The following is a 21,110-nucleotide window of genomic DNA, read 5'->3' on the forward strand; positions in this document are numbered from 1 at the left end:
CTCCTACAATCTATGGGGCATTCCGGGCTGCTTATCCGTGCAGCGTGTCCAACCATTGGGCGCGGGTGATGCGGTACAAAACATGCGGTCGCAGCGGTTCACCGGCTGCGACCTTGGGGTGTTCAAAATCAGCCCCGGGATCGTAATGCATCCCGATGGCCTGCATGACTTTTTGTGAGGGCAGATTCGTTTGGGTGGTGAAGGCGACGATTTCATCCAACTGCAGGCGGTCGAAACCACAGCGCAGCGCGGTCCACGCCGCCTCACTGGCGTAGCCCAGGCCCCAGTGTTCGCGGGCCAGGCGCCAGCCGGTTTCCACCGCGGGGGTAAAGCCGGCTTCAAAGCTGACATTCTGCAACCCGGTGAGGCCGATAAAGGCGCCGGTGTCTTTGCGTTGCAAGGCCCAGAAGCCAAAGCCGTATTCAGCAAAATGCCCGCGAATCCGGCCGATCAACGCGGCGCTTTCCAGGTGGCTCAATGTGGCCGGGAAATAGCGCATTACCTGCGGGTCGGCGCACATGCGCGCAAACTCCGGCAGGTCGGTGTCGCGCCATTGGCGCAGCACCAGGCGTGCACTTTCCAATTCAAGTATCGGCTCCATGGGTCCCCTCCCTTGCCATGTGCGTGAGTGTACAGCGCTGGTAAGATCCTTCGCAGTTTCCCGTCAGAAAATCCCATGCCTTTGCCATTGATCTACCACGACGACTACAGCCCTGCGTTCCCGGCGGACCATCGGTTCCCCATGGACAAATTCCGCCTGCTACGCGATCACCTGGTGGACAGCGGCCTGACCCAGGACAGCCAATTGCTGCGCCCGCCATTGTGCCCTGCCGACATCCTGGCCCTGGCCCACGAACCGGGGTACATCGCGCGCTACATGAGCGGCGAGCTGTCGCGTGAAGACCAACGCCGCCTCGGCCTGCCCTGGAGCGAAGACCTCGCCCGGCGCACCGTGCGCGCGGTAGGCGGTTCGATCCTGGCCGCCGAACAGGCCCTCGAACACGGCCTGGCCTGCCACCTGGCGGGCGGCACCCACCATGCCCACTACGATTACCCGGCGGGCTTTTGCATCTTCAATGACCTGGCGGTGATCAGCCATTACCTGCTGGCCAGCGACCGGGTCAGCCGCGTGCTGATATTCGATTGCGATGTGCACCAGGGCGATGGCACCGCGCGGATCCTGCATGACACGCCGGAAGCGATCACCGTGTCGCTGCACTGCGAAAAGAACTTCCCGGCACGCAAGGCCCAAAGCGACTGGGACATCCCGCTGCCCATGGGCATGGGCGATGCCGATTACCTCAAAGTGGTCGACGATGCCCTCAACTACCTGCTGCCGCTTTACCAACCCGACCTGGTGCTCTACGACGCCGGGGTGGATGTGCATAAAGATGACGCCCTCGGTTACCTCAAGCTGACAGACGCAGGCCTCGCCGCCCGCGACGAAAGCGTGATGCGTCACTGCCTGGGCCGAGACATCCCGGTGATGGGCGTGATCGGCGGCGGGTATAGCAAGGACCGTCCGGCCCTGGCTCGCCGCCACGGCATCCTGCACCACAGCGCGCAACGAGTATGGACGTCATCAGGTTGTCATTGAATTGTGGGCGTTACCCACAATGGCTGTGGAACGGCCTGTGGATAACTTGAGCGTAAACGTCTGAGAGCGAGTAGCCATAAGGCGCGTAGGAAACTGTACGTTTTTTGATCAGGCATAAGCGCCGGTGTCGGGTAGAATGCTCGGCCTATTTCACACCACCGTAGCCCTGCCCATGCCTCACACCGCATCGCACCACGTCACTGTCATCGGCGGCGGCCCCGCCGGGCTGATGGCTGCCGAAGTCTTGAGCCAGGCCGGGGTGCGTGTGGACGTGTACGACGGCATGCCCTCGGTGGGGCGTAAATTCCTGCTGGCAGGCGTTGGCGGGATGAACATCACCCACTCCGAGCCTTACCCGGCGTTTGTGTCGCGCTATGCCGAACGCGCGCCGCACATGGCGCCGTTGTTGCGTGGCTTTGGGGCCGATGCGCTGTGCGAATGGATCCATGGACTGGGCATCCAAACCTTTGTCGGCACCTCCGGCCGCGTGTTTCCTACCGATATGAAAGCCGCCCCGCTGTTACGGGCCTGGCTCAAGCGCCTGCGCGATCAAGGCGTGGTTATCCACACCCGGCACCGTTGGACCGGTTGGAACGCCCGGGGTGATTTACTTATCCACAGCCCCGACGGCGAAAAAGTTGTCCACAGCGCTGCCGTGCTGTTGGCCCTGGGCGGGGGCAGTTGGTCGCGCCTGGGCTCCGACGGTGCCTGGCTCAAGCTGCTGGAAGACCGAGGCGTGCCCTATGCCGCGCTGCAACCGAGCAACTGCGGCTTCGAGGTGTCGGCCTGGAGCGACTTGATGATCAGCAAATTCGCCGGCGCGCCGTTGAAGAATGTCGCGATTGGTTTGGGGGACGATAAACCCCGGCTCGGCGAATGCGTCATCACTGCCACCGGGATCGAAGGCAGTCTGATCTACGCGCTATCGGCGCCGATTCGCGAAGCGATCAACCGCGACGGCTCGGCCACGGTGCATATCGATCTGCTGCCAAGCAAGCCGCTGGACAAGGTGCAGGCCGCCCTGGCCAAGCCGCGTGGCTCGCGCTCGATGAGCAAACACTTGCACAGTCAACTGGGGTTGGAGGGGGTCAAGGCCGCCTTGTTACGTGAACTGACGCCGGCTGAGCACTTCAGCGATCCCGCGCAATTGGCGGTGGATATCAAAGCATTGCCGTTGAGGCTGGTGAGGACGCGGCCGATCGACGAAGCGATCAGCACCGCCGGAGGCGTGCCCTTTGAGGCGTTGGATGAGCGACTGATGCTCAAGCAACTGCCGGGGGTGTTTTGTGCAGGGGAGATGCTCGATTGGGAAGCGCCGACCGGCGGGTATTTGCTGACCGGCTGCTTCGCCAGCGGGCAGGCCGCCGGACGGGGGATGTTGGAGTGGCTTAATCGCTGATCGGCGGTACACCCGAAGCGGCCATCAGCCACACCACACAATCACTTCTTTTTGCAAGGCCCGGTATTGAACACGGGCACCTTGCGCACCGGCTTGATCGACGGTTCCGCCGGCGCGGCGTCGCCGCTGTCTACCCACTTGCCGAGGTTGCGCTTACCGCCACCGCCGGAGGTTTTGGGCTTCTTCGGCTTTTTCGGTTTCTTCACCACTTGCCCGCTGGCGTCAGTTTCCGGCACGCGGTGCTCCGGTTCGAAGTCCTGTTCCATTTTGCGGGTCAGGGTCTGACGGGTGAGCATCTCGATGGCCGACAGCATGTTCACTTCATCGGCGCACACCAGGGAAATCGCCTCACCGGTATTGCCCGCGCGACCGGTACGGCCGATACGGTGGATGTAGTCCTCGGCGACGATCGGCAGGTCGAAGTTGACCACCAGCGGCAGGTCTTCGATATCCAGGCCACGGGCGGCAACGTCGGTGGCCACCAGGATCTGCACTTCGCTGGCCTTGAAGCGGTCCAGCGCCCGTTGGCGGGTTGCCTGGGGTTTGTCGCCGTGGATGCCGTCGGCATTGATGCCCAGACCCTGCAACTTATCCACCAGCGCATCCACACCGTTACGGGTTTTGGCGAACACCAGCACCTGTTTCCAGCGGCCTTTGCGCATCAGGTGCACAAACAGCTCCGCCTTGCGCTTCTTGTCGACCGGCACCACCCACTGCTTGACGGTGTTGGCGGCAACGTTGCGCGGGCTGACTTCGATGCTCAGCGGGTCGTTAAGCATCTGCCCGGCCAGCAGGCGGATGTCATCGGAGAAGGTCGCAGAGAACAGCAGGGTCTGGCGCTTTTTCGGCAGCATGCGGTAGATGTTCGCCAGTTCTTCGGAAAAGCCTAGGTCGAGCATGCGGTCGGCTTCATCCAGCACCAGGGTTTGCAGCTGATTAAGCTTCAGCGCGTTCTGGCGGAACAGGTCGATCAGGCGGCCAGGGGTGGCGACGAGAATGTCGACCCCCTTGCGCAGCTTCATCATCTGCGGGTTGATGCTCACGCCGCCGTACACCGCGTACGTGGTCAGCGGCAGGTGTTGGGCGTATTCGGCAACGCTGGCGTGAACCTGCTCGGCCAGTTCGCGGGTGGGGCACAGGATCAACGCGCGCGCTGAGTTGGCGGCGACTTTCGGCCCTTCCATGGTCAGCAGCTGCAGCAGCGGCAAGGCAAAACCGGCGGTCTTGCCGGTGCCGGTCTGGGCCGCGGCCATCAGGTCGCGACCGGCCAGCACCGCCGGAATGGCTTGCGCCTGCACCGGCGTCGGGGTCTGGTAGCCAAGCGTCTCAAGGGCGCGCAGCAAGGGTTCGATCAGGCCAAGGGTGGCGAAAGTCATGTGTTTACCGTAGGAAAAATTCAGCGCAAGGGCGATATGCGCGGCAGTTTACCTTATTTCCGGTTTGGGCTTGCGCCATTGGGGCAGGCTGATCAGCAGCACCGCGCTGATGATCACCAGCATCGCCAGGGCTTCTTCCAGGCCAATGGTCTCGCCCACGAACACAATCCCCAGCAACACCGCGACCGCCGGGTTCACATAGGCATAGCTGGTCGCCGCCGCCGGGCGCACGTGCTTGAGCAGGTACATGTAGGCGTTGAAGGCAATGATCGAGCCGAATACGGTCAAGTAGGCCAGCGCCAGCCAGCCTTCCAGCGGCGGCATGGCCTGCAGATGCTCACCGGACAGCGCGCTGCCGAGCAACAGCGCCACGCCGGCGACGAGCATTTCCGCGGCACTGGCCATGGCGCCCTGGGGCAGCGACAACTGCCGGCTCCACACGGAACCGAACGCCCAGGAAGCAGCGGCGAACAACAACAAAGCGGCGCCCAACGGGCTCGATTGCAGGGTGCTGCCCATGTTGAGCATGGCGATGCCGATGATGCCCAGGATCACCCCGGCCCATTCCAGCCGCGTATTACGCGCACCCCAGAAGTACCCGCACAACAAGGTAAACAGCGGCACCGTCGCCACCGCCAGCGCAGCCACGCCAGAGGACACGCCGGCATGCTCAGCCAGGGTGACGCCGCCATTGCCAAAGGTGAGCAGCAAAATACCGATCATCCCCGCGGCCTTCCATTGTGGCCAGGTCGGCGCCGGCACCCCGCGCCATCTGAGATAGCCATACATCAACGCCCCCGCCGTGCAGAACCGAATCCCCGCCAGCAGCAACGGCGGCCAGTACTCCACGCCGATGCGAATCACCAGGTAGGTAGACCCCCAGATCACATACAACGCAAAAAAGGCGGCGATCAACGGTAAGGGAAAGCGACGTGGGCCAGGCATGGGGCGGCTCTATGGCAGGACATGGGAGGCTTATTCTAGAAAGACAGGTCGATAAAGATAAGTTACAAAACCTGTTTAAACCGCCCATACACTTTTCAAAGCATGGTTATGAAGGCTATAACCCTTGCTTTCGAAAGCCACGCGCCACGAGAGCCTTATCATGGACAAATACGACCGCATGCTCCTCAGCGCCCTGCTCGAAGACGGCCGCGCGTCCTACGCGCAATTGGCCCGCACGGTAAACCTCTCCGCCCCCGCCGTCGCCGAACGCGTGGCCAAGCTCGAAGCCAGCGGAGTGATTACCGGGTATCAGGCCAAGGTGGACTTATCGAAGGTGGGCTTGCCGATCCAATGCGTGATCGAACTGCGGCTGACCAACCATGGCAGCCAGAAGACCTACGACGCACTGGCTGAAATCCCCGAACTGACCGAATGCCACCGGGTGACCGGCGATCCGTGCGTGATCATGCAGGCGGCGGTGGGCTCCATGCCGGAGCTTGAGAATTTGATCAATCGAATAGCCAAGTTCGGCTTCAGCAAGACTTCGATCATTTTGTCGAGCGCGATAGAGCGGCGGGTGCCGTTGGGGCAGTTGGAGGGGAATGGGAAAAGTGGTGGCTAAATACAGCAAGGTCTTCGGCCTCAGCCAACCGATCACTCCGCGCATTCCGTTGTGTTTAGGGATTCTAGGATAAGTTTGAAGATGTTGCGTCCATGGAGAAAAAAGGATATATCCCACGCAGTTTCAACATGGGCGATCACAGCACCACTCCTATAAATGCGCCAAAAAGCTTTTATGCCGATGGGATCGGGATTGATGGCTCTCAAAAGCAAGACCTGGTACGTCCTGCACCAGTGATTGATGTACGGGCAAAATATAGCGAGGCTCGCACTTACACAACACCCTCTCTCGATCAAATCACAGTGAAAACGGTGCTCCTTGGTTAGGTATCAAAGAGAATATTTTTACGCACTTATCCACTACGATATAGACGTCAACAAAAGCGACAGCTAGTGTAGGCACGCAGCAGATAGTCATAAAATACACCAAATCCATATTCAAACAGAATTCAGATCCACCCCAAAAAATGCTAAGGAATACAAAATTGAATCTAGAAACCAAAATAACAACCGAACTTTGGTCCTCCATAAGGACAAACTACGAGAAGCGCGATTTCACTGGAGCAATCTTAGATGCGTTCCATTTTTTGAGCGATCTATTCGAAAAAAATCAGGAGCAGAAGGTGACGGGGCAGCACTTATAGGTAGTGCGCTAGGTGGTGCAACGCCAAAAATAAAACTTAATAAGTTTCAATCAGAATCCGAACAGAATATACAGCGGGGTATGGAAACAACTCTGCGTGGAATTTACCAAACGTTCAGAAACCCAAGAAGCCATGAAAAGTTTTCCGACACAGAAGAAGATGCACAGGTAATAATTGTATTTATCGGATACATAGTTCGCCAGATAGATACTGCAAAATCGCAATTTTCACGTGAAGACTTTTTGAAAAGAGTACTAGATCCCGATCTTTGTTCCTAACAGTAGATATTCAGACCTTCTAGTCTCGGAGATTCCTACAGGCCAATTGCTTGAGGTTTTCTAGATACATACAGAGCAAAAACCTTAGGAAAAATTGAAAGCTTACGATACTTTTTTAACTCTTTACTCCCAAAACTAAACACAGATCAACTCAAGCAGGCCTGTGAAATCATCTCAGACGAACTTAAGATGACAGATGACGAAACAACCATCCGATATGTAATTGGATCATTAGGGACCTCCCACTGGGAAAAGCTACATGAGACAGCCCGACTAAGAATAGAAAACCGACTAATAAAATCCATAAAAGAAGGAAGGTATAACTCTAAACAAGCACGAACTTTAGATGACGCACTTGGCACGTGGGCGATAAATATTTTTAGCAAAATGATCTTAAAAAGGGAGGCCATACTAGCAATTTATGGGAACTTAAACTCAAAAAATATTGAGCGCGAAAATTATATATTTAAATTCATCTCGACAAGCCTGACCAAGCTATCCGAACTCACCCCCTTCGGGTTCGACGAACTATTCACTAGAAAAATAAAGGAGGGGGACGAGCGCTTTTATGACTCCATACTCATTGGTGATTTTTGGGACATACAAAGTAAAGATCTTGAAGATGCTATAAACTTGTTCGTTCCAGCACTTCCGACATATGACCCATTCGATGATGACATACCTTTTTGATTAGCCTATTTGTCCTAAAAGTAGACCGCGCCCACCTTCTTCAACGATGGTTCTCTCATCCGCGTCGCACTATCGCTCCTGCGGGCACCGTCACAAGCGTGCCCAGATCCTATATACGACCGAGTTGCTTGGACTAGATGCGGCCCCTGACTTGCCCGCACTTACGTCACTCGCCTCACCGCAACGGCAAGCGCTGAACAATTAAATCGACTATCTGCTTGATGGTGGTAATGCGATCCCAATCCTTCTGAGTCGCCCGCAGGTTAAACTGCCACTTAATCTGCATAACGAAGCACGTCAAATCCTCATCAATGATCTTGAAGTCATGGATGAAATCCGTTTGTTCCGTCACCTGGCTTCGGTCGATAAAGCCGATGATATCGACGAACAGCTGAATCACTTTTTCGCTGATCTCGGCTCGGGTCAGACTACCTTCCATTTCTCGCCTCATAGGCACACTTACCAATACTGATCAGGTCAAAAATAGCCAACCCCGCAGCAACGAAGGGAATGCCCCGCCCAATAATGCCAAATACTCGAACGGTGCCGAACGTTGCTTTTGCCATCTTGGCCGCTGTCGGTTGCCGGATTAGTGTTCGAGGGAAAAAGCGCATTCCAATAAAGCTAGCCAAATTTGTCGTTTTGCTTGAGCCGACGTGGACCCAAGTTCCCAAGGCGATTTTGCTGATCGGTATGCCCGCCGCACCAGTGAGAACCGTTGCCGCCGTCAGGCCGTAGTGTTGCTGCGTGCATTTCCAGAGGTCATCAACAGTGGTGTCAGGCGCCGTGGAGTCCGCCTGAATGGGCCTAAGCAACGTGTAACTGGCACCATGAGTCCATCCTGGCGAGTTAGGTAAAACCATGACTGCCGGGCAGCTTGTCATCGTGTTTCCCAAATGAAACGTCATGCTGGACGTCGAGCCGAAATCGACGCCATTGCGCTGGAGTTCAGACTGGCTTCGCATGATTGCCGTGTGGAGGTCGCTTTCCTGCATGACGTAGTCCCTTTAAGTAAATAGCAGGCGAGATGTTAAGTCGCAAAAAGGCGCGATAGGCGGGTGAACGGAAAAACCAGAAAGGTCCGACAACGCAATAGGGCTTCCCCTACTTACCATTCAGAAAGAATGAAAAAGGACCTAAAAACAGCTGATGTTTTGGTGGCCAGCAGGACCGATCCCTTTCATTTGCGGGACGTTTCCTAGAGAATTCCACGGCCTTGTTTCCGTCAGATCAGGTAGCTAGTCTCGCTCTGTCATCGAATGTTCGGTGGCCGGACGTGCAAGTCCGATGGCAAGCAAGATCATAAATAAACCTACAGCCAATATGCCCTGTTATGGCGGCTGTGCGTGGGAGGCCTTCGGGCCTGCTGGGTTTGGATCCTTGCCCCGGTCTTGCACACCTACGCACAGTTGCCACCCTAATTCGCGTGCAAGCGAACGGTGTCGACTTCTTCCAGCAAGGAGTTTCACCATGGTCAAAAAAATCACCCCAGCCCCGCCCCAGTCCAAAACCGACTTCCCCAGCGAAGACGCCCTGCTCCACCGTCGCGCCATCGACTACTACCTCAAAGCATCCGCCCCGGACGCGCCTATCTTTATCCTGAATGACAACCTGAGCCTCGAAGACGCCCTCGCCCATGCAGCGGATTTGCTGCATTGCGCGGTAGAAACGGCGCATGGGTCGGGTGAGGTGATGAAGGCACAGCAGCGGGCAGTGATGCATTTGGTGGAGATGGCGAAGGGGGTGGTGGACCAGGCGTTGGAGTGCGCACAGCCTCGATAAACAACCCATGTGCTGATCGTTCCCACGCTCTGCGTGGGAATGCCGCCCTGGATGCTCTGCGTCCGCTCTTAAAGTCGTGACGCGGAGCGCCACCAGATGCATTCCCACGCGGAGCGTGGGAACGATCAGCGCCAGGCCTTAAAACCCGCGATGCTTCTTCAAATGTTCATTGATCTTCGCCGCCGGCACTTTCTGCAAGCTGCACAGTAAATCATGGGACAGCTCGCGCAAGCCATGGGTCTGGCGCAGTTCCCGGGCCAGATGCGCGGTCAGGTTGGCGGCCATTGCTGATCGTTCCCATGCTCTGCGTGGGAACGATCAGCAATGGCCGCTCTGCGTCCGCTCTCTCAGCGCCAGGCCTTAAAACCCGCGATGCTTCTTCAAATGTTCATTGATCTTCGCCGCCGGCACTTTCTGCAAGCTGCACAGCAAATCATGGGACAGCTCGCGCAAGCCATGGGTCTGGCGCAGTTCCCGGGCCAGATGCGCGGTCAGGTTGGCGGCCATTGCTGATCGTTCCCACGCTCTGCGTGGGAATGCCGCCCTGGACGCTCTGCGTCCGCTCTCTCAGCGCCAGGCCTTAAAACCCGCGATGCTTCTTCAAATGCTCATTGATCTTCGCCGCCGGCACTTTCTGCAAGCTGCACAGCAAATCATGGGACAGCTCGCGCAAGCCGTGGGTCTGGCGCAGTTCCCGGGCCAGATGCGCGGTCAGGTTGGCGGCCATTGCTGATCGTTCCCACGCTCTGCGCGGGAACGATCAGCAATGGCCGCTCTGCGTCCGCTCTCTCAGCGCCAGGCCTTAAAACCCGCGATGCTTCTTCAAATGCTCATTGATCTTCGCCGCCGGCACTTTCTGCAAGCTGCACAGCAAATCATGGGACAGCTCGCGCAAGCCATGGGTCTGGCGCAGTTCCCGGGCCAGATGCGCGGTCAGGTTGGCGGCCATTTCCGCATCGGCCATGGCCCGGTGAGCCTGGCCGGTGTGGGGCAGTTGCGCATAGCTGTTGAGGGTGCCGAGCTTGTGGTTGGGCGCCGACGGCATCAGGCGGCGTGCCAGCAGCAGAGAGCAGGCAAATTTTTGCAGGCGGGTGCGGCGGATCAGGCCCAGTTCGAAGTCCCAGAACTTCTGGTCGAACGCGGCGTTGTGCGCCATCAGCGGCGTGGTGCCGACGAATTCATTGACCTCGTTCATCACCCGCTCGGCCGGCGGTGCACTGCGCAGCATGGCGTTGCTGATGCCGGTGAGCTGTTCGATAAACCCCGGCACGCGCACGCCGGCGTTCATCAGGCTCTGGTAGCGGTCGACGATGTGCCCACGCTCAAGGATGACCACGGCAATTTCCGTGGCCCGGCAATGGCTGCTCGGGGTGATACCGGTGGTTTCAAAGTCGATGACCGCTATACGTTCCAAACCTGTTTCAACTCCGTTTATACAATCTATTTGAGCAGCAGCGCGCCTTCGATCGGCACATAGCGGCTGGCGGCGCGGATCAGTGAGTTGGCCGTCAGCCCCGGCACGCCGTAGGCCACGGCTTGCACGCCGTGCTTGTGGATGATGCGCTCGAGCAACATGTCAAAATCACCGTCGCCGGAGGCCAGCACCACTTCGTCGACGTGGTCGGCGGCGTCCATGATGTCGAGGGTGATGCCCACGTCCCAGTCGCCTTTGGCCGAGCCGTCGCTGCGCTGGATGTAGGGTTTGAGTTTTACCGTAAAGCCCAGGTTGCGCAGGATCTGCTGGAACTGCTGCTGCTTGCTGTCGCCCCGGTCGATGGCATAGGCGTACGCCTCGACGATCTGCCCGCGCGAGCTGATGTCAGCCCACAAGGCGGCGTAATTGAAGTGGCAGCCGTACGCCTGGCGCACGGTGTAATAGAGGTTTTGTACATCGGCGAACACTGCAATTTTCTTCACCGCACTTTCCCATGACAGCCACTTGGACGCCGGACACACCGGTCCGCAAAGGCGCCAGTATGCCAGCCACAGGAAGGTTTCCGGGAAAAATCAGCCCGGCGCGACGAAGCGCGCCGGGCGTTGGCTGTGTCAGACGAAGGAATCGTCGTCGCCAAAGGAAGACGAGTCGTCGGAATAGTCGCTGTCGGCGTAGCTGTCCGCGTTGCTGCCGCCCCAGCTGTCATTGCCGGCAAACTTCTGATCATCGTTGCCCCAGTTGCCTTGATCGCTGGCCGGTGCGGGTTGCTCGATGATTTCTTCCACCATCTGCGGCTGCTGGTTGTGATGGAACAGGCTGCTGATGCCCTCGGCCAGCAACACGCCACCGGCCACACCGGCGGCGGTTTTCATGGCGCCCCCGAGGAAACCGCTGCCCATGGGTGCGGCGGCGGCAGGTTGTGGCGGCTGTTGGTAGTTCTGCTGCGGTGCGGGCTGGCTGAACCCAGGTCGCGCCGGCTCACGCCAGCCGCCGCCCGAGTTGGTCGGTGCCGGCGCAGGCTGCGCATCGCGCGAACCGCCGCCAAAGATGCTCGACAGGAAGCCACCGCTGCTCGCCGGGGCCGGCTGTGCGGATTTGGCCTGTTGCAGCTCATCCTGCAATTGCTCGATCTGTTGCGCCTGTTGCTTGTTCTGCGCGTCGAGACTTTTGAGTGCGTGCTCCTGCACCAGAATCGACTGGGTCATGTAGTAGCCGGCGGCCGGTTGGCGAGTCATGTGCTCCTTGATCCGCGCTTCGGCCTGGGCGTCGCGGGGGGCTGAGTCCGTTTCGGCTTGTTGCAACCGTGAAAACAGTCCATCGATCAGGGTTTGCTCTTCGCTGTTCATGGCGACCTCGTTAGATTGCCGTTGGAAATCGTGGTCCTGCCTGTCATCAGGCCAGGTGCGTGCTAGTTATGGGGCTGTTACCAATTGTTTCAATGGTCTTTACTCAAGGTTTACGTTTGCGCGCCAGAGACCCTGATCGGTTAAAGTGGCGCCCTTGCTTTTTGGCCTGCGATGAAGCTGATGAATCCGTTAGACGTATTGCGCGACTCCTTCCGTTTTACCCGGCACAACCTGGGGGCCATCATTCAGTTGTGCCTGCCGCTGGTGATGCTCGAAGCCTTGCTGCAACAGGTGCTCGACCACACGCTCGGGCCGGACGCGTTCCCCGGTTACAGCGTCATCGTGGGGTTGTTGGTGTACCCGCTGTACACCGGCGCGCTGATCCTGTTCCTGGACGCGCGCACCCGCGGCGAATCACCGCGCACCAGGGACGTCTGGGCCATGGCCTTGACCCTGTGGCCGCGCTTCGCCGTGCTCACGGCCATGAGTACGTTGCTGATCCTTTTGGGCTTGTCGCTGTATTTCCTGCCGGGCCTGTGGCTGATGGTGGTGCTGGCGTTTGCCGAGTACCTGCTGGTACTGCGCGGCATGCCGGCGCTGGAAGCGATTAAGGAAAGCTTTCGCCTGACCCGTGGGCATTTCTGGCGAATCCTGGTGTGCCTGCTGTGTGTGATGACACCCCTTTGGCTGCTCAAGGGCGCCAGCGTCGCGGCCTATCCCGACCCGGCGCCGCTGCTTGGGCTGTTGATGGACAGCGTCCACAGCTTCCTGCAACTGTTCACCAGCGTGGTGCTGTTCCGTTTATTCATGCTGATCGGTGGCGATGCCGACGCACGGTGATATGCTCCGTGCCATTCCTGAAACGCCATAAGCCGAGCCGATGACCCGTTTATTGCGCATCACCCTGTTGGGCCTGTTGATCATCGCAGGCCTGCTCACCGCCCTGATCTACAGCCTGACCTGGCGCCCCGCCGCCAAGGAGACCCTGCCGGTGAGCTGCGTCGCGCCTCGTGCGCCGACCCTGCTGCCGGGGCAGGCGCTCAAGGTGATGACCTGGAACGTGCAATACCTGGCCGGCAAGAACTACGTGTTCTGGTACGACACGCCCGACGGCAGCGGCCCGGACGATCGCCCTACCGTGGAAGACATGGCCGTGAGCCTGGACGAGGTGGCGCGGGTGATTCGCGACGAGCAGCCCGACATCCTGCTGTTGCAGGAACTCGACGAAAACGCCAAGCCCTCCCACTACCAGGACCAACTGGCGCTGTTGCAAGAGCGCCTGGTCGACCTCTACCCCTGCAGCACCCAGGCGTTCGACTGGAAAGCCGACTTTGTGCCCGACCGGCATATCTTCGGCAGCGTCGGCCGCAAACTCGCGACCCTGAGCCGCTACCAGATCGAACACGCCGAACGCCTGCAACTGCCAGCGCCGGACACCAACTTCATCAGTCGCCAGTTCCAGCCCAAGCCTGCCTTGCTGCTGACCTACCTGCCCCTGAGCGACGGTGGCCAACTGGCGGTGCTCAACACGCGCCTGGACGACGACGCGCCGGGCCGCAGCGCGGTGCAAGAGCAGGTGCAAGCTGCCGTGAAGTTGCTGGATAAATTCGAAGGCCGTGGCACGCCATGGCTGATCGGCGGTGACTTCAACCTGCTGCCCCTGGGGCAATTCCTGCGCCTGGACGCGGGCAAGCGCGGCCAGTATTCACCGGACAGCGAGCTGCACCTGCTGTGGGACAAATACCCGATGATCCCGAGCAACAGCGAATCCAGCGGCATCGACCGCGAAAAATGGCTGACCTATTTCCCCAACGACCCCAGCCTGGACGGCCCGGATCGCACGGTGGACTACCTGTTCTACAGCTCGCGGATCAAGCGGCTGGAGGCGAAAGTGCGGCAGGACGATACCTTGCGTATCTCCAACCATTTGCCGGTGATTGCACGGTTCCTACTGCCCGCCGCGCAGTAGCCGCAAATTATCCCCGCAAAGGGGACAATTAATTTCATTTCTGCCCAATTGTCGCTCACTCGATTCGGCCGTACATTCACTGCCAAGCCAACAGGCGGCCAGGATGCAAAAAAGCCCGCGTTCAACGCGGGCTTTTGCTTATTTGCGCGGTTTGATCCGCGCGGTGGCTCCTCATGGCCGTGAGACTTCCGTTTATCATCAATCCCTGTTCTGTACTCCGGGCACATCCATGTTGATCTTGCGCCAGAAGGCTTCAGAGAAACTGTAAACCGAGAAAGCAATCAGCCCTGAGGCCATCACCATCAAAAGCAACCAACCGGCAGGTAGGTTTTGGAGCGCATCCAGTGACTCCTTCATACCAGGCGGATCCATGGCTTGATAAGCGGAACCGCTGATTGCGAGCAGTAACGCAATCTCTATAAAAACAACCCCGCGCGCGATTAGGCCGAACCGCGAGACCGGGCGAACGTAGCGCATGACGTCTTCGTCGGCCTCAAAATATTTCTCGAACGAGGCCTTCCATCCCTTGATGAGGTGAGCAACACCCACACCAAGCGGGACGAGTGCGATCAGGTACACCACCAAATTCGAGTGATCCCAAGACAAAAAATGCGCCAGCCAGTCTTTGGTCTGCCCACCGGAATGACCCGAGCTTCTAACGCCGCTAATGAGTAGACCCAGCGCAAAAACCGCTAGAGCACCATTGACCACACCTCCGGCAAGCAGACCTGCGCGAATCACCAAGCCTTTGAGTTTTTTCCCATGATGATCGACATCACGCGTAGCTTGCAGAACGCGCCAAGCCGCAAACGCAAGAAGACCTGCCACAACAAGCCCAACTAAAAAATAGCCAAACGGTTGGCTTAGCAATGCTTCCAGGCTTTTGTGGCTGTCTTTGGGCTTCGTCGAATCTTGTGCTGCCAGGAGCGCGAAGATACCGATGATCAAATAAAGCAATCCTCGAGCGGCGTAGCCTCCTCGAGCGAGTATTACCAGGCTATGTTGCGCGGACATTCGATGCATTCCCAGATCTGATAAAGAGCAGACCCTTCTTGCGGGATGGGGTTCTATTTCAGTGCCAGACGAGCGCCCTCTATGTCCCTCTCGGCTTCGCACGGGCCGTCGCCTCGGCAACCAGTGGATCATCCGGCCAGTAATGCTTCGGATACCGCCCCTTCAAATCCTTCTTCACCTCGGCGTACGTGCTGCGCCAGAAGTTCGCCAGGTCCTGCGTCACCTGCACCGGCCGCCGCGCCGGGGACAGCAGGTGCAACTTGACCACCTGACGCCCGCCGGCGATGCGCGGGGTGTCCGCCAACCCGAACAATTCCTGCAAGCGCACCGCCAGAATCGGTGGCTGTTCGCTGTAGTCCAGACGCACCGATGAGCCCGACGGCACTTTCACATGCTGCGGCGCCAGTTCGTCCAGGCGCTGGGGCAGCGGCCAGGGCAACAGGTTGTGCAGGTAGCTGGAAATATCCAGGCTGGCGAAATGGCTCAGGCGCGAGACTTTGCCCAGGTAGGGCATCAACCAGTGTTCCAACCCGGCGAGCAAGGCCTTGTCGCTGACATCTGGCCACTCGCTGGTTTTGCCGGCGTCCAGTTGGCGCAGCAGCATCACCCTGGCCTGCCATTGACGCAGCTCGGGGGTCCAGGGCAGCAGTTCCAGGCCTTTACGGCGCACCAGGTTGACCAGCGCCTGGCTGCGCGCGGATTCATCCAGGCCCGTGAGCGGCTCGCGGCTGAGCACCAGTTCGCCGACTTTGCGTTGGCGTTCGGCGCGCAATACACCTTCGCGCTCGTCCCAGTCCAGTTGATCGACGTTGCGCACTTGCTCGGCGAGTACCGTGTCGAACAGGGCCGGATCAAAGTCCGCCGCCAGGTAGATGCGCTCTTCGCGCTGGCCCTGGCGGCTACCCAGGTCTGCAATCACCAGCCAGGCTTGTTTCATCAGGCTGTCGGCTTCTGCGAACAGCGCCGCGCGGCCATTGGCCAGGCGGTATTCGGCGCCGCCTGGGCGACGTTGCTGGGCGACGCGGTCGGGGTAGGCCAGCGCCAGCAAAGCCCCCAGCCAGCGCGGGTGATCGGGATCGGCCACCGGTTGCGTCGGCTGGCCTCTTAGATAACTGCGATATTGCCGCGCCAGTTGCTTGGCCCGCTGCACACCACCTTGGGTGCCGCGTGCACGCTCTTCGCCGGACAACAGCGCCAGGCGACTGTGCAAGTCCGCGCCAGCACCGCGCAAGATATCGCGCTCGCCCAACAGCGCGGCGACGTCACAGGCCATCGCCGCCAGCCCCAGGTCCTGCCCACGCAACAGCAAATGGGCAATACGCGGGTGGGCCGGCAACTCGGCCATGTTCTGGCCATGAGCGGTGAGCGTGTCTTCGTTTAATGCGCCAAGACGCACCAACAGGTCCTGGGCCTGGGCGTAGGCGGCGCTCGGCGGCACATCCAACCACACCAGTTGCGTCGGCGTGACGCCCCAGCGCGCCAGTTGCAAGGCCAAGCCGGCCAGGTCGGCGGCGAGGATTTCCGCACTGCCGTACGCGGCCAGGCCTTCATGCTGGTCCTCGGACCACAACCGATAACACACCCCCGGCTCCAAACGCCCTGCCCGGCCAGCACGCTGGGTGGCGCTGGCGCGGGAAATACGCTGGGTGTCGAGGCGAGTCATGCCGCTGCCGGGGTCGAAGCGCGGCACCCGTGCCAGCCCGGCGTCGATCACCACGCGCACACCGTTGATGGTCAGGCTGGTTTCGGCAATGTTGGTGGCCAGCACCACTTTGCGCTTGCCGGCGGGCGCCGGGTCAATGGCGGCGCGTTGGGCGTTGAGGTCCAGCTCACCATGCAAGGGGCATAGCAGGACGTCGGCGCGTTCACCCAGCGCGTCAGCCAATTGCTGATGCACACGGCGTATCTCGGCCTGCCCCGGCAGAAACACCAGCACGCTGCCGGTTTCGTCATGCACGGCTTCAAGGACGGTCTGCACCACGCGTGGCTCGATAAATTCGCCCGGTTGGTAAGGCCGCCCCCAGCGCATCTGCACCGGGAACATGCGCCCTTCGCTGCGCAGGATCGGCGCGTCGTCGAGCAAGCTGGCCAGGCGTTCGCCTTCGAGGGTGGCGGACATGAGCAGGATTTTCAGCGGTTGCTCGTCACGGAACAGCTCACGGCCGTTGAGGCTCAGGGCCAGCGCCAGGTCGGCGTCGAGGCTGCGCTCGTGGAATTCGTCAAAAATCAGCAAACCCACGCCTTCCAGCGCCGGGTCATCCTGCAAGCGGCGGGTAAGGATGCCTTCGGTGACCACTTCGATGCGCGTCGTGGGCCCGACTTTGCTGTCGAGGCGGATGCGGTAGCCCACGGTCTGACCGACCTTTTCTCCCAGCTCACTGGCCAGGCGTTCGGCAGCCGCACGGGCGGCCAGGCGCCGCGGTTCGAGCATCAGGATGGTTTGCCCGGCCAGCCAGGGCTCGTTGAGCAAGGCCAATGGCACGCGGGTGGTTTTACCGGCGCCGGGGGGCGCTTCCAGCACGGCTTCATGGCGATTCGCCAAGGCGTCACGCAGGGCGGGTAAAACATCATCGATCGGCAACGAATTCATACTGGCTCCAAAGCAGAGCGGCGAGTATAACGGCGAACTGCCGCCTGCCGACGCTGGTCTCAAGGTCAGTGTTATATAGTCGCGTATCAACCGAATTCAGGAGAGTCCCTATGCGTATCGCTTCCCGTGTTATCGGCGGTGTTCTGGCCGTCACCCTGTTGAGCCAGCTCACCGCCTGCGGTTCGATTTTCTACCCTGACCGCCGTGGCCAGATCGACGGCAAGATCGACCCGGCGATTGCCGCGCTCGACGCTGTGGGCCTGCTGTTCTACGTGATCCCTGGCCTGATCGCATTTGGCGTCGACTTCGCCACCGGTGCGATTTATTTCGAGCCAGGCAAGACCGCCCAAGTCGCGCCGGAAAAACTCCAGCAAGCCATCGGCGCCGATGGCAAGGTCGACAACGCCAAGCTGCAGACCATCATCCAGACGGAAACCGGCCGCACCCTGCCCCTGGACGACCCGCGCATGATTCAGTTCAAGGGCAGCGTGCAGCAACTGGCCGCCCTCGGCCTGCAACCCGCCGCGTAAGGACTGCTTATGACCAGCAGCCCCGAACACGCAAGGCTCCTGCGCCTGGCCACCCGCGCCTCTGTCGGCGTGGCCTGTGCGTTGATCATCACCAAAGCCATTGCCTGGTGGTTCAGCGGCTCGGTGAGCATGCTCGCCGGGCTGACCGACTCACTGCTCGATGGCGTGACCTCGCTGTTGAACCTGCTGGCGGTGCATTACGCACTGCGCCCGGCCGATGACGACCACCGTTACGGGCATGGCAAGGCCGAGTCATTGGCGGGCATGGCCCAGGCCATGTTCATTGGCGGCAGTGCGGTATTGATCGCGCTGCAGGCCTACGAACGTTTGCAGCATCCGCAACCGGTGGGTGCGCCGTGGCTGAGCATTGGGGTGATCGTCTTTTCGCTGGTGCTGACCGTGGCGCTGCTGATGCTGCAACACCGGGTCGTGCGCGAAACCGGCTCCAACGCCGTGCGCGCGGACTCGCTGCACTATCGCTCCGACCTGCTGCTCAACGGCAGCATCCTGGTGGCATTGGTGCTGGCCGCCATCGGCCTGCATCAGGTGGATGCCTGGTTCGGCCTGGGCATCGCCGCCTACATTTTGTGGAGCGCGATCCACATCGCCCGGGAGAGCTTTGCGGTGCTGATGGATGAGGAACTGCCGCCGGAGGTGAGCCAGCACATGCTCGACCTGGCGCGCGGCGTGCCGGGTGTCCTGGGCGCCCATGACCTGCGTACGCGGGTCTCGGGCAACCATTGGTTCGTGCAGTTGCACCTGGAGTTACCGGGCGAACTGACCCTGTCGGTGGCCCACGGCATCAGCGACAAAGCCGCCGATGCCATCCACGCGGCCTACCCTAAGGCCGAAGTGCTGGTGCATGCCGATCCTGCGGATCAGCTTCAAGCCGCAGGCCTCAAGCCGCACGTTTGAAACCTGCCGCTTGAAGCTTACGGCTACCATTGCACTTGATAGCCGCGACTGCCCAGGCAGTTGCCCTGGGCCTGTCGGTAGGTTTGCACCACTGCCGGGTCGGGGGCGTAGGTGACGGCCTGCGGGTCGAAGCCGCTTTGCTGCACAGCCCAGCGATAACAGTCATAGCCGTCCTGCTGCACTTGGGCCGGTGACTGTCCGTTGGCGGGATACGCCACCACGTCATAGCCATTGCCTTGCGGCGCGGGCGGCGGCGATGGCACTTGCGCCGGCGGTTGCACCACCACGTACTGTTGGGTGCTTTGTTCGTAGGCGTAGTAGGCGCCGGCGGCGAGGAACAACAGCGAGCCGCCCACCCACACTTCGCGCGCATAGTCCGGTAAGTAATGCACGCGGATGCCATAGGGCGGCGCCACTACCACGTAGCGCGGGCCTTGAGGGCGGTACCAGTAGCCGCCCGAGAAAAAATAGTCCTGGCCGCGATAGGGCACGCGGTAATTGCGGTCAGGGAAGCGGTCGACGACATAGCCCGGACGATACTGCGGGCCGGGGCCCCAACCGTTGCCATGGCCGTCCGGACGTCCCGGCCAGCGATGATCATCCGGACGTGGACCGGGGCGCGAGCCTGGGCCGCCGGCGTCCCAATGCCGGTTGTCGTCGTTGCGCCGAGGGATATCGCGGTAGTAGCCCTGGCGCGGTTCCTGGGTCTGGCGCACGGTGTCGGGTCGCCCCTGGATCGGCAGGTTGTTCGATGGCTGCGGCTGCGGCGCCGGCCGGCTCTGTTCATTGCCTTGTGGACGAGCTTGCCACTGCCCGCCGCCATTGTGAGCGCCACGTTCGCCCGGCTGATTCTGCTGGCGTGGCTGATTGTTCTCAGGGCGTGGCGCGTTATTTTGCGGCCGTGGCGCCTCATTGCCCTGCCGCCCGCCCTCCGGCCCTCGTTCATGCTGACCACCGCCTTCTGGGCGCGGTGCGTTATCACGCTCGTCGGCCGCTACGTGGCTGCCCACGGTGACCATCAGCAAACCTACACCTGCCAAACGCCAGATGCGCTTCATGCTATTCCTCACTGCGGATTAGGGCCTGTCCATGAGACTGGAAAAGCGCGGCCCGGTTCTCGCACAGGTTATCAGTCACGAGAAGATTGTTCGCAGGCAAAAGAAAAGGGGTGACCCGTCGGCCACCCCTTGAGAACTTCGTCCGTGCTCAACGCTTTTGGCGCTGGCTCACCTCACGCAGCCTTCTGGGCCGTGTGCAGCCTGGAGGCCGGCTCAACCCTGCTGGGGTGGCGGCCGCAGCGGGCCTGATTGGGCGGGCTGCTGTGGACTGTTGTCCAGGCGGTGATTCTGTTGATAAAGATACAGTCCCGCGCCCGACAGATGATTGCGAAGATTGCGTCAATAAACAGTGCTTGCGCAATTTTTAACCCTTCATGGATAATTCGCCGCAATAGTTACGACAAAGGCCAACCCAATGAGCAAGCTTGACCGATACGACCTGAGTATTCTGGCGGAATTGCAGCGCGACGCGAGGATCTCCAACCAGGAGTTGGCCGAACGTATTGGCCTGTCGCCGTCGCCCTGCTCGCGCCGGGTCAAGCAACTGGAAGACGACGGCTACATCTCCCGCCAGGTCGCGCTGCTCGACCGCAAGATGCTCGGCCTGAGCCTCACTGCCTATGTACTGATCGGCATGGACCGCCACACCCCCGAGCGTTTCGAGAACTTCGAAGCTGCCATCCGTACCCTGCCCCAAGTGCTCGAATGCAGCCTGGTCACCGGTATGGATGCGGACTATCAGTTGAAAGTGGTGGTGCCGGACATGGATCACTATCAGAAACTGCTGCTGGGCCACCTCACCCGAATCGAAGGTGTGACCAGCGTGCGCTCGAGTTTTGTGCTCAACCAGGTACTGAACAGCACCGAGCTGCCGCTGACTCACCTGCGTACTTAACATCGGCGAGGGTCAGATGTGGGAAG

General features: G+C 60.1%; 23 protein-coding genes and 3 pseudogenes. 12 read left to right on the top strand and 14 right to left on the bottom strand.

Annotation, left to right across the window (positions count from 1 at the left end):
* Window positions 1–31 precede the first annotated feature (31 nt).
* Window positions 32–601, bottom strand: coding sequence for a GNAT family N-acetyltransferase (locus PSH59_RS22345; protein ID WP_248078442.1), 570 nt, complete (start codon window positions 599–601; stop codon window positions 32–34).
* Window positions 602–676: 75 nt separating this feature from the next.
* On the opposite strand from PSH59_RS22345, the gene PSH59_RS22350 reads away from it, so the two are divergent.
* Together PSH59_RS22350 and PSH59_RS22355 are read left to right on the top strand one after the other, a co-directional pair.
* The gene (locus PSH59_RS22350) at window positions 677–1,597 is read left to right on the top strand and encodes a histone deacetylase (RefSeq protein WP_248078443.1); all 921 of its coding nucleotides are present in this window, start codon (window positions 677–679) and stop codon (window positions 1,595–1,597) included.
* Between the two features lie 172 nt (window positions 1,598–1,769).
* The gene (locus tag PSH59_RS22355) at window positions 1,770–2,996 is read left to right on the top strand and encodes a TIGR03862 family flavoprotein (protein ID WP_248078752.1); all 1,227 of its coding nucleotides are present in this window, start codon (window positions 1,770–1,772) and stop codon (window positions 2,994–2,996) included.
* Between the two features lie 41 nt (window positions 2,997–3,037).
* Here PSH59_RS22355 and PSH59_RS22360 read toward each other — a convergent pair whose 3' ends face one another.
* Window positions 3,038–4,372 carry a DEAD/DEAH box helicase gene (locus PSH59_RS22360; protein WP_305393692.1) on the bottom strand — a complete coding sequence of 445 codons (1,335 nt, stop codon included), beginning with the start codon at window positions 4,370–4,372 and terminating at the stop codon, window positions 3,038–3,040.
* 48 nt (window positions 4,373–4,420) lie between these two features.
* On the bottom strand, window positions 4,421–5,317 hold the full coding sequence (gene yedA, locus PSH59_RS22365; protein ID WP_248078445.1) for a drug/metabolite exporter YedA: 897 nt from the start codon (window positions 5,315–5,317) through the stop codon (window positions 4,421–4,423).
* Between the two features lie 160 nt (window positions 5,318–5,477).
* On the opposite strand from yedA, the gene PSH59_RS22370 reads away from it, so the two are divergent.
* The 4 genes from PSH59_RS22370 (at window position 5,478) to PSH59_RS22380 (ending at window position 7,550) form a co-directional block, all read left to right on the top strand.
* A complete protein-coding gene (locus PSH59_RS22370) occupies window positions 5,478–5,939 on the top strand; it encodes an Lrp/AsnC family transcriptional regulator (RefSeq protein WP_248078447.1) in 462 nt (153 codons plus the stop codon).
* 92 nt (window positions 5,940–6,031) lie between these two features.
* Window positions 6,032–6,265 (top strand): cyclase family protein, encoded by a 234-nt coding sequence (locus PSH59_RS22375; protein ID WP_305393693.1) that lies wholly within the window; start codon window positions 6,032–6,034, stop codon window positions 6,263–6,265.
* 190 nt (window positions 6,266–6,455) lie between these two features.
* Entirely contained in the window at window positions 6,456–6,860 is a 405-nt protein-coding gene (locus PSH59_RS26470) for a TIGR02391 family protein (protein ID WP_370694387.1), read from the top strand.
* Between the two features lie 189 nt (window positions 6,861–7,049).
* Window positions 7,050–7,550: a hypothetical protein gene (locus PSH59_RS22380; RefSeq protein WP_305393694.1), complete on the top strand. Its 501-nt coding sequence runs from the start codon at window positions 7,050–7,052 to the stop codon at window positions 7,548–7,550.
* A gap of 175 nt (window positions 7,551–7,725) precedes the next feature.
* Here PSH59_RS22380 and PSH59_RS22385 read toward each other — a convergent pair whose 3' ends face one another.
* Entirely contained in the window at window positions 7,726–7,989 is a 264-nt protein-coding gene (locus PSH59_RS22385) for an acyl carrier protein (protein ID WP_305393695.1), read from the bottom strand.
* Window positions 7,979–8,545, bottom strand: a complete 567-nt coding sequence (locus PSH59_RS22390) for a hypothetical protein (protein WP_305393696.1) — start codon at window positions 8,543–8,545, stop codon at window positions 7,979–7,981. The genes PSH59_RS22385 and PSH59_RS22390 overlap by 11 nt, the downstream gene beginning before the upstream one ends.
* Window positions 8,546–9,020: 475 nt before the next feature.
* Here PSH59_RS22390 and PSH59_RS22395 point away from each other — a divergent pair, with 475 nt between their 5' ends.
* On the top strand, window positions 9,021–9,332 hold the full coding sequence (locus tag PSH59_RS22395; RefSeq protein ID WP_305393697.1) for a DUF3077 domain-containing protein: 312 nt from the start codon (window positions 9,021–9,023) through the stop codon (window positions 9,330–9,332).
* A gap of 138 nt (window positions 9,333–9,470) precedes the next feature.
* Here PSH59_RS22395 and PSH59_RS22400 read toward each other — a convergent pair.
* The 6 genes and pseudogenes from PSH59_RS22400 to PSH59_RS22425 form a co-directional block, all read right to left on the bottom strand.
* Window positions 9,471–9,620, bottom strand: a pseudogene (locus PSH59_RS22400) (3'-5' exonuclease); the annotation flags it as partial.
* 72 nt (window positions 9,621–9,692) lie between these two features.
* Window positions 9,693–9,842: pseudogene (locus tag PSH59_RS22405) on the bottom strand (3'-5' exonuclease); the annotation flags it as partial.
* Window positions 9,843–9,912: 70 nt separating this feature from the next.
* Window positions 9,913–10,059 (bottom strand): annotated as a pseudogene (locus PSH59_RS22410) (3'-5' exonuclease); the annotation flags it as partial.
* 75 nt (window positions 10,060–10,134) lie between these two features.
* A complete protein-coding gene (locus PSH59_RS22415) occupies window positions 10,135–10,746 on the bottom strand; it encodes a PolC-type DNA polymerase III (protein WP_305393698.1) in 612 nt (203 codons plus the stop codon).
* A 26-nt stretch (window positions 10,747–10,772) separates the two neighbouring features.
* A complete protein-coding gene (locus PSH59_RS22420; protein WP_248078457.1) occupies window positions 10,773–11,249 on the bottom strand; it encodes an NYN domain-containing protein in 477 nt (158 codons plus the stop codon).
* Between the two features lie 129 nt (window positions 11,250–11,378).
* A complete protein-coding gene (locus PSH59_RS22425) occupies window positions 11,379–12,113 on the bottom strand; it encodes a DUF2076 domain-containing protein (protein ID WP_305393699.1) in 735 nt (244 codons plus the stop codon).
* Window positions 12,114–12,293: 180 nt separating this feature from the next.
* On the opposite strand from PSH59_RS22425, the gene PSH59_RS22430 reads away from it, so the two are divergent.
* Window positions 12,294–12,953, top strand: coding sequence for a YciC family protein (locus PSH59_RS22430; protein ID WP_305393700.1), 660 nt, complete (start codon window positions 12,294–12,296; stop codon window positions 12,951–12,953).
* 40 nt (window positions 12,954–12,993) lie between these two features.
* Window positions 12,994–14,082, top strand: a complete 1,089-nt coding sequence (locus tag PSH59_RS22435) for an endonuclease/exonuclease/phosphatase family protein (protein ID WP_305393701.1) — start codon at window positions 12,994–12,996, stop codon at window positions 14,080–14,082.
* 198 nt (window positions 14,083–14,280) lie between these two features.
* Here PSH59_RS22435 and PSH59_RS22440 read toward each other — a convergent pair whose 3' ends face one another.
* Together PSH59_RS22440 and hrpB are read right to left on the bottom strand one after the other, a co-directional pair.
* Window positions 14,281–15,096 (bottom strand): DUF1206 domain-containing protein, encoded by an 816-nt coding sequence (locus tag PSH59_RS22440; protein ID WP_305393702.1) that lies wholly within the window; start codon window positions 15,094–15,096, stop codon window positions 14,281–14,283.
* A 79-nt stretch (window positions 15,097–15,175) separates the two neighbouring features.
* On the bottom strand, window positions 15,176–17,686 hold the full coding sequence (gene hrpB, locus PSH59_RS22445) for an ATP-dependent helicase HrpB (protein WP_305393703.1): 2,511 nt from the start codon (window positions 17,684–17,686) through the stop codon (window positions 15,176–15,178).
* Between the two features lie 110 nt (window positions 17,687–17,796).
* Between hrpB and PSH59_RS22450 the strand changes: the two genes are divergently transcribed.
* Window positions 17,797–18,216 carry a polyribonucleotide nucleotidyltransferase gene (locus PSH59_RS22450; protein ID WP_248078478.1) on the top strand — a complete coding sequence of 140 codons (420 nt, stop codon included), beginning with the start codon at window positions 17,797–17,799 and terminating at the stop codon, window positions 18,214–18,216.
* Window positions 18,217–18,225: 9 nt separating this feature from the next.
* On the top strand, window positions 18,226–19,131 hold the full coding sequence (locus tag PSH59_RS22455) for a cation diffusion facilitator family transporter (protein ID WP_305393704.1): 906 nt from the start codon (window positions 18,226–18,228) through the stop codon (window positions 19,129–19,131).
* A 23-nt stretch (window positions 19,132–19,154) separates the two neighbouring features.
* Here the strand turns inward: PSH59_RS22455 and PSH59_RS22460 are convergent, their stop codons facing one another.
* Window positions 19,155–20,189 carry a DUF6515 family protein gene (locus tag PSH59_RS22460; protein ID WP_305393705.1) on the bottom strand — a complete coding sequence of 345 codons (1,035 nt, stop codon included), beginning with the start codon at window positions 20,187–20,189 and terminating at the stop codon, window positions 19,155–19,157.
* Between the two features lie 415 nt (window positions 20,190–20,604).
* Between PSH59_RS22460 and PSH59_RS22465 the strand changes: the two genes are divergently transcribed.
* A complete protein-coding gene (locus PSH59_RS22465) occupies window positions 20,605–21,084 on the top strand; it encodes an Lrp/AsnC family transcriptional regulator (RefSeq protein ID WP_003176264.1) in 480 nt (159 codons plus the stop codon).
* The last annotated feature ends 26 nt before the right edge of the window (window positions 21,085–21,110 follow it).

Source organism: Pseudomonas sp. FP2309 (assembly GCF_030687575.1).
GTDB lineage: Bacteria > Pseudomonadota > Gammaproteobacteria > Pseudomonadales > Pseudomonadaceae > Aquipseudomonas.